Genomic DNA, 13,191 nt, shown 5'->3' on the forward strand with positions numbered 1-13,191 from the left:
CACCCGGCCCGGGCCGCGGGCACTAAGCTGGAAGGCAATGAAACTCGTTGATCAGCTCCCCGCCCCGGCCGCCCGAGTCCCCGGCAGGACGGGCCTTGATCCGGACGAGCTGTACACGCGCTTTGTCGAATGGACCGAAACCCGCGGCCTGGCCCTCTACGCTGCCCAGGACGAAGCGATCATGGAGCTTGCCTCCGGAGCCAACGTCATCCTGGCGACACCCACCGGGTCCGGCAAATCGCTGGTCGCAATCGGCCTGCACTTCCAGGCCATGGCCCGCGGGCAGCGCAGCTACTACACCGCGCCGATCAAGGCCCTCGTCTCGGAGAAATTCTTTGCCCTGTGCGAGATCTTCGGAGCCGGGAACGTCGGCATGATCACGGGCGACTCCGGCGTCAACCAGGACGCGCCGATCATCTGCTGCACCGCCGAAATCCTGGCCAACATCGCCCTGCGCGAGGGGGCGGCGGCCGGGCTCGGCGCCGTCATCATGGACGAGTTCCACTTCTACTCCGACCCGCAGCGTGGCTGGGCGTGGCAGGTCCCGCTGCTGGAACTCCCGCAGGCCCAGTTCCTCCTGATGTCCGCCACGCTCGGGGACGTCAGCCGCTTCGAGGCGGGGATCAGCGCGCTGACCGGACGCCCGACGACGACGGTCAGTTCCGCCGAGCGGCCCATTCCGCTGCATTACTACTACGAGCAGACGCCCGTCCACGAGACCCTGGAGGAGCTGCTCGCCACCAGGCAGGTCCCCGTCTACGTGGTGCACTTCAGCCAGGCCGAGGCGATTGAACGCGCCCAGAACCTGATGAGCATCAATGTCTGCACCCGCGAGGAAAAGGACAGGATCGGCGAGCTGATCGCCGGCTTCCGCTTCGCGGCCGGCTTCGGCAAGACCCTCAACCGGCTGGTGCGGCACGGCATCGGTGTGCACCACGCCGGGATGCTGCCGAAATACCGGCGCCTCGTCGAGCAGCTGGCCCAGGCCGGCCTGCTCAAGGTCATCTGCGGCACCGACACCCTCGGGGTGGGCATCAACGTTCCCATCCGCACGGTGCTGCTCACCGCGCTCAGCAAGTACGACGGCGTCCGCACCCGGCTGCTGAACTCCCGCGAGTTCCACCAGATCGCCGGCCGGGCCGGCCGGGCCGGCTATGACACGGCCGGAACCGTGGTGGTCCAGGCCCCGGAGCACGTCACCGAGAATGTCAAAGCGATGGCCAAGGCCACGGCGAAGTTCGGCGACGACCAGAAAAAGCTGCGCCAGGTGGTCAGGAAGAAGCCGCCCGAGGGCTTCGTGTCATGGGGCGAGCCGACGTACAAGCGGCTGGTCGAATCCGTCCCGGATCCGCTGACCTCCAGCTTCACCGTCACCCACGCGATGCTGATGAACCTGATGGAACGCCCCGGCGATCCGTTCAAGGCCACCCGGCGGCTGCTCACCGAAAACCACGAGCCGCGCTCCTCGCAGCTGCGGCTGATGAAGAAGGCCCTCGGCATCTACCGGGAGCTGCTGGCGGCCGGCGTCGTCGAGCGCATCCCGCTTCAGGAACAGGGCGCGGACGGCCGCACCGTCCGGCTCACCGTGCACCTGCAGGCCAACTTCGCCCTGAACCAGCCGCTGTCCCCCTTCGCCCTCGCGGCGCTGGAGCTGCTGGACCCGGAGTCGCCGTCGTACGCCCTCGACGTCGTGTCCGTGATCGAGTCGACGCTGGAGAAGCCGCGTCAGATCCTCTCCGCGCAGCAGAAGAAGGCCCGCGGCGAGGCGATCGCCGCGCTGAAGGCCGACGGGATCGACTACGACCAGCGCATGGCCATGCTCGAGGAAGTCAGCTATCCCCAGCCGCTCGCGGAGATCCTCGGCGAGGCGTTCGACGTCTACCGGCGGGCCGCGCCGTGGATCGGCGACTTCGAACTCGCGCCCAAGTCCATCGTCCGGGACATGTACGAACGCGCCATGAACTTCGGCGAGTTTGTCCAGTTCTACGGCCTGGCCCGCTCCGAAGGCATCGTGCTGCGTTACCTCGCGGATGGCTTCAAGGCGCTGCGCCAGACCGTCCCGCAGGACGCCCTCCGCGAAGACCTCGAAGACCTTATTGCCTGGCTCGGGGAACTCGTCCGCCAGGTCGACTCCAGCCTGCTGGACGAGTGGGAGGAACTCACCTCCGGTGCCGCGCCGACGCCGCACGACGCACCCCCTCCCCCGCCGCCGTCGTTGACCTCCAACACCCGGGCCTTCCGGGTGATGGTGCGCAACGAGATGTTCCGCCGGGTGGAGCTGTTCGCCGAGGAGGCCGCCACGGAGCTCGGCGAGCTCGACGGCGGTGCCGGCTGGGACGCCGAGCGCTGGGAAGACGCGCTGGATGACTACTTCGACGAACACCAGGATATCGGCACCGGCCCGGACGCGCGCGGTCCGGGCCTGCTGATCATCACCGAGGAGCCCGGGGCGTGGAAGGTCCGGCAGATCTTCGATGATCCCGCCGGCAACCACGACTGGGGCATCTCGGCCGAGGTGGACCTGGCAGCCTCCGACGAGACCGGCACCGCCGTCGTCCGGGTGACCGACGTTAACCGGCTCTAGGCGCCAGTAAACTCGAACAATGAGTGTAATCCGGCCCGCGACGGCAAAAGATGTCCCCGCCATCCTGCAGATGATCCATGACCTGGCCATCTATGAGAAGGAACCCGACGCCGTCCGCAACACCCCGGCAATGCTGGCCGGGGTGTTGTTCGGCGAGAACCCCCGGGTGTTCGCCACGATGGCCGAAAACGGCTCCGGCGACGTCGAGGGCTTCGCCCTCTGGTTCCTGAACTACTCCACGTGGGAAGGCGTCCACGGCATCTACCTCGAGGATCTCTACGTCCGGCCCGATTGCCGCGGCCAAGGCCACGCCACAGCCCTGCTGCGGTACCTGGCCGCGACCGCCGTCGAACGCGGCTATGCGCGCGTCGAGTGGAGCGTGCTGGACTGGAACGAGCCCGCCATCAGCTTCTACCGGAATCTCGGCGCGGCCCCGATGCAGGAATGGTCCACCTTCCGGCTCACCGGCGACGCGCTGGAAGCCTTGGGCAACACCCACGAGAGCACCCACGAGGCCCGGGCCCGTGGCTGAGCCGGCGATGGCAGGCCTGGCCGCCGCCGACCGGCGCCAGGCAGCGGGCACCATTGCCCACACCGTCAGGGCCCGGCACGAATACCGCGGAATGCGCACGGCCGAGCACTACTTCGACGTGCCGCTGGACCACTTCGGCGACGACGGTGCCGGACCGGGCGGCCGGACCATCACCGTCTTCGCCCGCGAATACGTCTCCACGGACCACAGCGAGGACGACGCGGCTCGGCTTCCCTGGCTGCTGTACCTGCAGGGCGGCCCCGGCGGACGGGGCAACAGGTTCCCGACCCTCGGCGGCTGGAGCAAGGCCGCGGCGAAGGACTTCCGGATCCTCATGCTGGACCAGCGCGGCACCGGCCTGTCCTCCCCGATTGACCGAAAAACGCTGCCCCTGCAAGGGGACGACGCCGCCCAGGCAGACTACCTGTCCCATTTCCGGGCCGACTCCATCGTTGCCGATGCCGAGGCGATCCGCGCGGCGCTCGGCTCCGGGCCCTGGACCGTCTACGGGCAGAGCTACGGCGGATTCTGCGCGCTCAGCTACCTCTCCTTCGCGCCCGGGGGGCTGCGCGGGGTGCTGGTCACCGGCGGCCTCGCCCCACTGGCGGGACCGGCGGACCGGGTCTACCGGGCCACCTTCCAGCGCGTCGCCGCGCGCAACGCCGAGTACTTCGGCTGGTATCCGGAGGACCGCGCCACGGTCACCCGGATCGCGGGGCACCTCCGGGACACCGAGGAGTTCCTGCCCGACGGCGGCCGCCTCACCGTCGAGCGGTTCCAGATGGTCGGCTCGTTCCTGGGCGGCAACACCCGGGTCGACGGCCTGCACCATCTGCTGGAGGACGCCTTCGTCAGCACCCCCGACGGCGACCGCCTCTCGGACGCCTTCCTGGAGCAGGTCCGCGGCATCGTGTCCCGCTCCGCCAACCCCCTGTACGCCGTTATGCATGAATCCATCTACGGCCAGGGCGACGCCACGGACTGGGCAGCCTGGCGGGTCCTGCAGGAGTTCCCCGAGTTCCGCCCCGACGCCGCCGAGCCGCTGCTCACCGGCGAGATGGTCTACCCCTGGTATTTCGAGCAGGACGCGGCGCTCCGTCCGCTGCGCAACGTGGCGCGGCTGCTGGCCGCGAAGTGCGACTGGAAGCCGCTCTACGATCAGGGCAGGCTGGCCCTCAACACCGTACCCGTGGCGGCCGCCGTGTACCGCGATGACATCTATGTGGACCGGGACCTCTCACTGGAAACCGCCGCCGCAGTCCGGGGCCTGCAGGTCTGGGAGTCCGCGGACTTCCACCATGACGGCATCGCGGACGACGGCGAAGCGATCTTCGGCCGGCTGCTGCGGATGGCCCGTTCGGCCCGGGACGCAGGGCTGTTCACACCCTAGGAGTCCTTGGACCGGACGACGAGGACAGGGCAGGGTGCGTGGCTGATCACCTGGCTGGAGACGGAGCCCAGGTGCAGGCCGGGGAATCCGCCGTGGCCGCGGGAGCCGACGACGACGAGGTCCGCGCCCTGGGCTGCGTCCAGGATGGCTGATGCCGGTGAATCGCTGTGCACGACCTGCCCGGTGGCCGCCACGCCCTCGGCTGCAGCGGTCTTCAGGGCGTCAGCCTGCAGGGTCTCCGCGATGCGTTGCGGGGAATCCTCTGCCGCGATTTCGCCGGCGGCCGTTTCCAGCACGGCCGGATACCAGGCCAGCGGCGGTTTGCTCCATGCCGTGACCAGGAGAATCCGGCCGTTGCGCTGCCGGGCCTCGTCCACGGCCCAGCCGAGTGCATTTTGGGAATTCCCGGAACCGTCAAAACCAACCACAATCATGAATGGGCTGTTACTGGTCATTTGTCTTTCCTTTCACTGGCCTCAATGTGCATCCTAGTCCGCACGACCTGAACATCGGACCGGAGGCGGCATTCCGGCCTCAGGATGCCCCGCGCAGCGGTACCACCATCACGGGGACGCCGGAGAACTCCAGAACCCGCAGCGTGTGGCTTCCGATATAGGGCGTCGCGTTGCCGGGGCGGTCCACCAGGGCGACGACGATCAGGGTCGCCTTGATCTCACGGGCCTCTGCCAGGATTTCGGCTGCCACCCGGCCGGAGCGCCGGCTGAACGAGACCTCCACCCCGGCCGCCGTTCCCAGCGCGGCCACATGGCTGAGCGCCGCTTCGGCAGCCAGCTCGGCATGTCTCGCCAACACGGCCGGCTCTATGCTGTCGGGATGCCGGTCAAGCGCCCCGGGCTCCCGGACCGTCACGACCCGCAGGCTGGCGCCGAGCCGGCGCGCATAGTCGACCGCCACTTCGGCTGCCCTGAACGCGGCCCGGGAGTCGTTCACCGCCACCAGGACCACGTCGCTCATGAGCCCCCCTTCCTATTAGGATCCTGCGCCGGTCTCTCCGTCTTTCCCAGGTTCCGGTCAGCGGCCCAGCGCAGACGCAGGCTTTCTTCAAGTTCCTGCGCGTCAAGCTGCCGCCGGATAGCCAGCAGTTCATTTTCCAGCCTGGGAATCCAGCGGTTTTCAACCGCCCGCTGCCGGGTCCGGGTCGCAGCAAGTTCGGCAACCAGCAGCAGTTCCGCCCGCTGGACGGCGGCATACCGTACTCCGGCTTCGAGGGCGCTGCGATGAACGGCAGCCGTGAAGGACAGGGCCGAGCTTCCGCCTGTCCGGGGTGCCGCCGGGAGGCTGCAGCGGGGATCCTCCGGATACAGCACACCCATCGCGCTGCCCCAGCGCAGCTGGACCCCGGCGGGCTCCGACGGGACAGCTGCCTCTAGGTGACCGCTGCCATCCAGCGCGGCAGAGCGGCGCAGCCAGAGCGCAGCTTCCCGGGCTGCGTCTTCCCACTCGGCCCGGCTCAGTTCCGCGCGAAGCTGAAGCCGTTCCAGCTCGTCCGCCAGGATGTGCTGCTTGCGGTCCAGCAGGCGGGCGCCGTGCCGGGCTGTCGTCAGCCGACGCTCGACCCGGACCTTGCCTGCCCGCCCCAGGCTGCTCATGGCCGGTCATCGCTCTGGGGAAGGTAGCGTTCCAGGAACGCAGTGGACAGCATGGTCAGCTCCTGTTCCGGCAGCGCAGCCAGCGCTGCCCAGGCCCGGCCCAGGGTATCGTCCAAGGATCGGATTTCGTCGCGTCCCTGGTTGAAGAGCCCGGTCTCCACCAGCGTCCGGTACCTGATGTAGCTGCGGTCGGTTTCGCTGAGTGCCGCCGCGCCCACCAGCTCGGCCAGTTCGGCGGCCTGGCGGGCGCGGGCCATGGCGGCCAGCACCTGGGCGGCGACATCAAGGTGGTCCTCGCGCGTCCGGTTCTTCCCCGCGCCGCTGCGCATCAGCCGCGACAGCGAGGCCAGGACGTCCACCGGCGGGTAGATGCCGCGGGCGTCTATTTCGGGTGCCAGGACAATCTGGCCCTCGGTGATGTAACCGGTCAGGTCGGGGACCGGGTGGGTGATGTCGCCGGCCGGCATCGTCAGCACCGGAATGATCGTTACCGAGCCATCACGGCCCTTGACCCGCCCGCAGCGCTCGTAGAGGGTGGCGAGGTCGCTGTACAGATACCCCGGGTAGCCCCGGCGTGCCGGGATTTCCCGCCGGGCCGCGGATACCTCGCGGACCGCTTCAGCGTAACTGGTCATGTCCGACATGATCACCAGGACGTCGTGGCCCTCGGTGTAGGCGAGGTGTTCGGCGATGGTCAGCGCGATCCGCGGCGTGAGGATGCGTTCAATCACCGGATCGTCGGCGGCGTTGAGGAGGAGAACCAGCTCTCCCCCGGCGGAACGTTCTTCAAGGCGGTCCCGGACATAGGCGATGTCCGCATGCGTCAACCCCATGGCCGCGAACACCACCCGGAATGAGTGGCCGCCGGAGGTCGCCTGTGCCGCGATCTGGGTCGCCAGGGTCAGGTGCGGGAGTCCCGGTACGGAAAAGATGGGGAGTTTTTGTCCCCTGACCAGGGTGGTCAGGCCATCGATGACCGAGATGCCGGTCAGGACCGGTTCCTGCGGGGGTTCCCGGTAGACCGGGTTCAGGGGCCAGCCGCTGACCGGAAGGGTCGCCGTGCCCGTCACCGGCGGGCCGCCGTCGAGCGGTTCCCCGCGTCCGTTGCAGACCCGTCCGAGCCATTCCGTCCCGACCTGAATGTGCAGCGGACGGCCCCCGAAGCGGATCCGGATCCCGTCCAGGGACATACCATCGGTGCTTTCGAGCACCTGCAGGGTGGCGAGGTCCTGGTCCACTTCCAGGACGAGGCCATGGCGCCGCTCGCCGCCGTCCATGTCGATGGTGGCAAACTCATCCCAGCCCACGCCGTCGATCCCGCCCGCAATGAGCAGCGGCCCGCGGAGCTCCCGCACATCTCCGTGGGAGATCTGCGCGGCGAAGCCGAGCGACAGCGGCACCGGTCCGGCGCTGCCGGGCTCCGTGACTCTTGTTTCGTTCATTGCAGGGCCTCCAATGCCGTGAGTACCTCGCCGCTGCGGGCTTTGACAGCCGCCGCGTCCGAGGACCCCGTTTCTTCACGGGCCCGAAGGACCGGACCAAAGTCGCTTTGCTCGATGGTGGTGGCTGCCACGCCGCGTTCCACAAGTCCCTGGCAGGCGTCGACGACGTCGAGCACGAGGTCCAGCAAGGCGGCACCTTTTTCCGCGGAACAGAAGCCGTCGTTGGCGCTCAGCGCGTTCTGCATCAGCACACCGTCCCGCAGCAGGCGGCCGCCCAGCAGCACCATCCGTTCGTGGCCCGGCAACGATGAGGTCCCGATGATTTCCGCCAGTTCGGCCAGCCGGTCCGCCTCGGCCAGCAGGGCGGCGGCCCGGGCCCGGCGGGCGGCCCAGCCAGGATTCCCGTTGGCCGCATGCCAGCTGCCGAGGGCTTCCGCATCGCGGGCAAAAGAGCCGGTCCAGCTCACGGCGGGATAATGCCGGGAGTAGGCCAGATCCCGGTCCAGTGTCCACAGGGACCGGACAAAGCGCTGGGAGTCCGTAGTGACCGGTTCCGTCATGTCACCGCCGGGCGGGGAAACAGCCCCGATCACCGTCACGGAGGCAGTCTTCCCGCCGAGCGTCGTGACCCGGCCGGCCCGCTCGTAGAACGAGGCCAGTTCGGACGCGAGGTTGGCAGGGTAGCCCTCCTCAGCGGGGAGGTCCCCGTTGCGGTTGGCGAATTCACGCAGCGCTTCTGCCCAGCGGGAGGTCGAGTCCGCGATCACGACGACGTCGTAACCCATGTCACGGTAATATTCCGCCACCGTGATCCCGGTGAAGATGCTCGCCTCACGCGCCATCATGGGCATATTTGAGGTGTTGGCGATGATGACGGTGCGGTCGATCAGCTTCCCGCCGGTGCGTCCGTCCTCAAGCTGGGAGAGCCCGTCGAGGACGTCGGCCATTTCGTTGCCCCGTTCCCCGCAGCCCACATAGACGATGACGTCGGCATCGCTCCACTTGGCGATCTGCTGCAGCATCATCGTCTTGCCAGTTCCGAATCCTCCCGGAACCGCCGCGGCAGCCCCGCGCGCCACCGGGAACATCAGGTCCAGGACCCGCTGGCCGGTGTGCAGCGGCACGGTGCCGCTGTGCCTGGACCGGAATGGCCGCGCCCGGCGCACCGGACAGCGTTCGGAGAGCGCCACCTCGTGGCCGTCAATCACGGCTACCGTATCGAGCACGTGGACCCGGCTCTCGGCTGCCAGCCAGCTCAGCTCACCGGACACGCCCGCCGGCACCAGGACCCGGTGCCCCACCGACCCGGAATCCGGCACGGTGCCCAGGATCTCGCCGGCGGAAACCTTGGTACCGGCCACGGCCGCGGGCTTGAAGGTCCATTCGCGGGCCAGTACGGTGGGGTCTTCCGCGGAGCCTGACCGCTCGGGCGTCAGCCACATCGGCGCCGACGACAGCGGGCGCATGAGCCCGTCAAAGACGTGCCCCAGCAGGCCCGGACCCAACAGCCCGGACAGCTCACCGCCGGTAGGGACAGCGGCATCGCCGGCTTTCACCCCGCCGGTATATTCGTAGGCCTGCAGCGTTGCCCGTGTCCCGGCGATGGACACGGTCTCCGCGCTGATGCGCCGGGGGCCGACGGCGATCAGCTCAAGCATGGACAGCCCTTCCGCGCCCTCAATCTCGACCAGGGGCCCGCTGACCCGCACGACGGTGCCGTCCCGCCGGTCTGCTACCGGGTCCATAGCTCACGCACCCCGGGGATGGAGTCCAGGGTCAGCTCCGCCAGGGCAGGAAGGGAAAGATCCAGGCGGCGTGAGCCGGCCTCGGCGACGACGCCGCCCTCCGGGCTCTCGGACACGCTGGCGTCCGGCCCGAGCAGCTCCCTGCACTGCTCCGTCAGCCGTGCCATCAGCTCCGCGTACCGGGGGTCTGACTTGAGTCCGGCCGCGGCCTCCCGCACCCTGCGGTGGAGTTCCAGCCGCAGGGAGCTGCGCTGTGCCAGGACCAGCTCGTGTGCCTGGCGGCGCGCCCGCGCCGAGCGCAGTGCGGCTTCGGCGCGGGCGGCGGTCTCCCCTTCCGTGGCTGCGGCGGCGAGGATGCCTGCGGCTTCGGCCCGGGCGGCATCCAACAAGGCGGCCGCCTGCCTGCCGGCGTCGTCGCGGAGCTCAGTGGCCTGCTTTTCGGCCGCAGCCCGGAGTGCCTGGCGCACCGGCCCCAAGGCGGCGTCGGCTTCCGGTGCGAGGCCGGTCATGCGGGAAGCACCACGGTCATGGGCGAGCGGGGATCGGCCATGACCGGCTCCAGCGTGTGTGCGGAACGGGGCGTGAGGATGACGATTGCCGTGGTCGTGGGCAGTGCCGTCCAGGCGCGGAGGATTTCCTCATCGGTGGAGCCTGGGAAGACGCTGACGCCGGCGAGCCGGAACCCGTCCAGGAGGGCCTGGTCGCCGATCGCGGCAATGGTTCCGGACATCGTTCCGGCTCCCCCGCTCATGCCTTGCCGATGAGGATGATGGCGATGATGAGGCCGTAGATGGCGATCCCTTCCGCCAGCCCGACCACAACCATCGCCCGGCCGAAGATTTCCGGGCGCTCGCTCATCGCCGCGAGGGCAGCCGATCCGGTGTAGGCAACGGCAAACGCCGCACCGATCGAGGACCCGGCCACGGCGATGGCAGCCGCGATCAGCGCTGAGCCGCCAGCACCCGCCGGCGCATCGGTGGCTGCCGCGGCGAGGGCCGGAGCCACTCCGCCCGAGGCGGCCGCGGGCGCTGCACTCAGCGCGCCGGCCAGTAACGCCAGGGATCCGACCATCACGGCGACATTGAGGGCTGCCAGGATCTTGAAGGCAGACTTCCGCCAGCGTCGGACCAGGAGGATGGCCCCTGTTGCAGCGATGAGGAAAACAGGAACGGTGCCGAACCAGAGGTTCACGGTAGTTGCCTTTCAGCCGGTATGCCGGAGGGGACAATCGCAGGATCGGTGCCGGGGGCTCCGGCGGCGGTGAGCTCCGGTGACCACGGCCTGAACGGGCGGCCCTCGGACTGGAAAATTCGTGAAAACAGTTCGTAGTATTCAAGCCGCAGGGCCTGGATTCCTGCCACCAGCGCTTCGAGCGCGAAGGTCACGGCATTGCCCGCTATGAACAGCAGGACCGCCGCGGCGGCGCGCCAATCCGGCGCCCACAACGCCGTCGTCCCGTTCCAGACCACCATCAGCAGCGCGGCGTGGGTCAGGCCGAAGGCAGCGAGGCGGGCAAAGGAGACCAGGTTCGAGCCCAGGCGGATCACGGTGTCAACGAGTTCGATGACGGCCTGGAAGGCTGCGGTGGCGCCTCCGCCGGCTTCCGCGAAGAGGCCGATGAAGATGAAGACCAGCGCGCCGAGCGCTACGACGGCTGCCGCCGCCGTCAGGAGCCCGGTGCCGGTGGCGAGTCCCCAGACCAGGAGCCCCACGGCGAGGAACAACAGGGAGCCAGCGACGCCGGAGCGGGCATACAGGGCATATCCCCAGCCGCCCTCCCTGACCCGGTTGATGGTGCCGATGGCATAGGCGCCGGCAAGCAGGAAAGCTCCGACCCCCAGTCCGGCCACCAGGAGCGGAACCGGATTCGCCAGGGGCTCAAGCCACAGCACCGGCACCAGGCCGGTGGGGCCGAAGGCCTCCCCGTACAGCGCTCCGAAGGCCATGGCGGCCAGGCCGGCTCCGCTCACGAAAAGCCAGGTTCTCTGCAGTTTGGCCAGTTTTTTGATGCGTCCCCCGCGGAGCAGGAGGCCTGCGGCCAGCAGGATCGCTCCGTGTCCGACGTCGCCGAACATCATCCCGAACATCAGGACGTAGGCGATGCCGGCGAGTCGGGAGGGATCCAGGTCCTCGTAGGGAACGGTTCCGTAGGTGTCCACGAGCGTCCGGGAGACGCGTGGGCGGGCGCCGCCGCCGAGCATCGTGGGCGGTTGGATCCACCTCGGCCGGGGCAGCGGGACGACCGCCGCCCCGAGCGGGGCGAGCGCTGCTGCCAGCGCCGGAATCCCGTGCCGGGGCATCCACCCCACCAGGGCCGCTGACGGCCCGGAGACGACAGCGGCCGCCGCCGCCTTGTCCAGTTCCTCGGCGCCGTTGCCCGGGGCGTACGGGAGGTCCAGCTCGACGAGGGCGCTTCGTGCCACTTCCATGAGCATGCGGCGCCGGTCCTGCTCGGGCACCACCAAGGCCACCCGTTGCATCCGGACGGGAGCCAGGGATTCACGCCGCTTCATCGAGCACCTCGCTTGACCCGGCGCCTGCGGCAGCGGCAGCCAGCGCCGCCCGGACCCGCCACGCATCGATGGACAGGACCGCGATGGCGCCCAGCACAACATCCGGCCCGGGCAGGGAACCGCGGAGCAGCCTGAACCCGTCTTTCTCCACCGCGGCGCATGCCCGGGCCTCCGCACGCCACAGCTCCTGCGGGGACGCAATACCAAGGAGCACCGTCCGCAGCGACGGCGGAAGCGCGGAAGAGAACGCGGCGATGCTGCTCGCGGCTTCCCACGATCGGCCGATGACTGGTTCCAGCAGGTGAACGACCGGCGGCGCCGGCGTCACGCCGTCGACGGTCAGGATCCGGGCCGCCGTAAGGACGCACACCGCACCGCACCACGGCCGCGCCGGGGCTGCGGCAGCAGCCAGCCGGCGCGCCCAGGCAACGGTCAGTGCGTCCCGCAACGGGCCAACGCCGGCGGCGCCGGCGTCGCCCCAGGCCGTAGCGCGCAGGATCGCGCCGAGTTCTTCGCTCGATCCGGCCGAGCGCACGCGGGGCCATGCGGTCGCCAGGGCACCCAGCTGATAGGGCTCGGGGGCCTTCGCCCCGCCGGCGAGCTGGCGGGCCAGGGCCATGATGTTCTCGATTTCAAAAATCCCCGCGGCCGCCCGCGCAAGGGCGGTGCCCGAGGCCGGAAGCCACCCGGCCAGCACGCGCAGTTGCCACAGGACCGTCTCCTGCAGGGCGCGTTCGGCGGCCGCCAGCCCTGGCGCCCCGCTGAGCCGTTCCGCATAGCTTGATTCCCGCAGCGAGGACAGCGCACGGTCCAGGGTCGGTTGGGCCGCCATCCCACGGCTGGTACCGGCACCGACGCGGCGCTGGGCCATGGACCGGGCCCGCACCGAGGCAGCCACCCAGTCCGCTTTCATTCCTGGCCGGCGCTCTGCGGAGCCAGCAGCGTGTCGATGACCCTGCCGACGACGCCCGGAATAAGCGCCAGGCCGGACTCTTCCAGCGCCGCGGCCTCACGGCGTGCCTGTTCCAGCAGTTGGGTGTCCCGCTCCGAGGCGGCCTGTTCGACCCGGGCGGCGGCCTTTGCGCGCTCGGCACCCGCTTCAAGCCGGGCCGCGGAGACGATCGCGGCCGCTTGCGCGCGGGCCCGGGCCACTTCCCGTTCCGCGCCCAGGCGCGCCTCCTCAACGAGTGCGGCGCACGATGCGACGTCGCCGGCCAGTGCGGCGAATACCGGCACCAACTCCGCAGCCGGACCCTGGTCATCGGTAGCCGGCACGCCGGCCGGCCCCGCCGGTCCCGGAGCGCCGACGGGCCTGAACCGGTCCAGGATACTCAATCGCGCCATCGCCCCTCCTCGGAATGTCCTCCGAGCCACA

14 protein-coding genes are annotated in these 13,191 nt (G+C 69.6%); 3 read left to right on the forward strand and 11 right to left on the reverse strand.

Features of this window, described 5'->3' with window-relative positions; all coding sequences use genetic code 11:
- Positions 1-37 precede the first annotated feature (37 nt).
- The 3 genes from E5206_RS13170 to E5206_RS13180 are packed head-to-tail and all read left to right on the forward strand — an operon-like array spanning position 38 to position 4,506.
- Positions 38-2,584, forward strand: coding sequence for a DEAD/DEAH box helicase (locus E5206_RS13170; protein WP_136322878.1), 2,547 nt, complete (start codon positions 38-40; stop codon positions 2,582-2,584).
- 19 nt (positions 2,585-2,603) lie between these two features.
- Positions 2,604-3,116: a GNAT family N-acetyltransferase gene (locus tag E5206_RS13175; protein WP_136322879.1), complete on the forward strand. Its 513-nt coding sequence runs from the start codon at positions 2,604-2,606 to the stop codon at positions 3,114-3,116.
- Positions 3,117-3,123: 7 nt separating this feature from the next.
- The gene (locus tag E5206_RS13180) at positions 3,124-4,506 is read left to right on the forward strand and encodes an alpha/beta fold hydrolase (RefSeq protein ID WP_136324133.1); all 1,383 of its coding nucleotides are present in this window, start codon (positions 3,124-3,126) and stop codon (positions 4,504-4,506) included.
- On the opposite strand, the gene E5206_RS13185 is transcribed toward E5206_RS13180, so the two are convergent.
- From E5206_RS13185 to E5206_RS13235, 11 genes are all read right to left on the reverse strand, one after another.
- Positions 4,503-4,961 (reverse strand): universal stress protein, encoded by a 459-nt coding sequence (locus tag E5206_RS13185; protein WP_136322880.1) that lies wholly within the window; start codon positions 4,959-4,961, stop codon positions 4,503-4,505. The two genes, E5206_RS13180 and E5206_RS13185, sit on opposite strands and share 4 nt — an antisense overlap.
- A gap of 79 nt (positions 4,962-5,040) precedes the next feature.
- Positions 5,041-5,481, reverse strand: a complete 441-nt coding sequence (locus E5206_RS13190; protein ID WP_136322881.1) for a universal stress protein — start codon at positions 5,479-5,481, stop codon at positions 5,041-5,043.
- Positions 5,478-6,116: a V-type ATP synthase subunit D gene (locus tag E5206_RS13195; RefSeq protein WP_136322882.1), complete on the reverse strand. Its 639-nt coding sequence runs from the start codon at positions 6,114-6,116 to the stop codon at positions 5,478-5,480. The genes E5206_RS13190 and E5206_RS13195 overlap by 4 nt, the downstream gene beginning before the upstream one ends.
- Entirely contained in the window at positions 6,113-7,558 is a 1,446-nt protein-coding gene (locus E5206_RS13200) for a V-type ATP synthase subunit B (protein WP_136322883.1), read from the reverse strand. Before E5206_RS13200 ends, E5206_RS13195 begins: the two co-directional genes overlap by 4 nt.
- Entirely contained in the window at positions 7,555-9,303 is a 1,749-nt protein-coding gene (locus E5206_RS13205; protein ID WP_136322884.1) for a V-type ATP synthase subunit A, read from the reverse strand. Before E5206_RS13205 ends, E5206_RS13200 begins: the two co-directional genes overlap by 4 nt.
- Positions 9,291-9,812: a hypothetical protein gene (locus E5206_RS19465; RefSeq protein ID WP_205759923.1), complete on the reverse strand. Its 522-nt coding sequence runs from the start codon at positions 9,810-9,812 to the stop codon at positions 9,291-9,293. The genes E5206_RS13205 and E5206_RS19465 overlap by 13 nt, the downstream gene beginning before the upstream one ends.
- Positions 9,809-10,033, reverse strand: a complete 225-nt coding sequence (locus tag E5206_RS13215; protein WP_168709337.1) for a V-type ATP synthase subunit F — start codon at positions 10,031-10,033, stop codon at positions 9,809-9,811. Before E5206_RS13215 ends, E5206_RS19465 begins: the two co-directional genes overlap by 4 nt.
- Positions 10,034-10,050: 17 nt before the next feature.
- On the reverse strand, positions 10,051-10,494 hold the full coding sequence (locus E5206_RS13220) for an ATP synthase subunit C (protein ID WP_136322886.1): 444 nt from the start codon (positions 10,492-10,494) through the stop codon (positions 10,051-10,053).
- Complete coding sequence (locus tag E5206_RS13225) at positions 10,491-11,816, reverse strand: V-type ATPase 116kDa subunit family protein (protein ID WP_136322887.1); 1,326 nt, start codon at positions 11,814-11,816, stop codon at positions 10,491-10,493. The genes E5206_RS13220 and E5206_RS13225 overlap by 4 nt, the downstream gene beginning before the upstream one ends.
- Positions 11,803-12,714: a V-type ATPase subunit gene (locus tag E5206_RS13230; protein WP_136322888.1), complete on the reverse strand. Its 912-nt coding sequence runs from the start codon at positions 12,712-12,714 to the stop codon at positions 11,803-11,805. Before E5206_RS13230 ends, E5206_RS13225 begins: the two co-directional genes overlap by 14 nt.
- Positions 12,715-12,725: 11 nt before the next feature.
- Complete coding sequence (locus tag E5206_RS13235; protein WP_136322889.1) at positions 12,726-13,160, reverse strand: hypothetical protein; 435 nt, start codon at positions 13,158-13,160, stop codon at positions 12,726-12,728.
- Positions 13,161-13,191: the final 31 nt, after the last annotated feature.

It is taken from the genome of Arthrobacter sp. PAMC25564 (assembly GCF_004798705.1).
In the GTDB taxonomy this organism is placed as follows: domain Bacteria; phylum Actinomycetota; class Actinomycetes; order Actinomycetales; family Micrococcaceae; genus Arthrobacter.